General features: G+C 75.3%; 1 protein-coding gene. It reads left to right on the top strand.

From position 1 onward, the window contains the following. The coding region (locus RM812_RS42895; RefSeq protein ID WP_311586553.1) for a biotin carboxylase N-terminal domain-containing protein at positions 1 to 255 on the top strand (255 nt) is incomplete at both ends.

The following is a 255-nucleotide window of genomic DNA, read 5'->3' as shown; positions in this document are numbered from 1 at the left end:
AGACGGGCGCGGACGCCATCCACCCCGGCTACGGATTCCTCTCCGAGAACGCCGAGTTCGCGCAGGCGGTCCTGGACGCGGGCCTGATCTGGATCGGCCCGCCCCCGCAGGCCATCCGCGACCTCGGCGACAAGGTCGCCGCCCGCCACATCGCCCAGCGCGCCGGCGCCCCGCTGGTCGCGGGCACCCCGGACCCCGTCTCGGGCGCCGACGAGGTCGTGGCCTTCGCGAAGGAACACGGCCTGCCGATCGCGA

It is taken from the genome of Streptomyces lancefieldiae, from assembly GCF_031845825.1.
GTDB classification, from domain to species: Bacteria; Actinomycetota; Actinomycetes; order Streptomycetales; family Streptomycetaceae; genus Streptomyces; species Streptomyces lancefieldiae.
The sequence above is the reverse complement of the archived record's forward strand: the minus strand, read 5'-3'. Positions and strand labels throughout refer to the sequence as shown.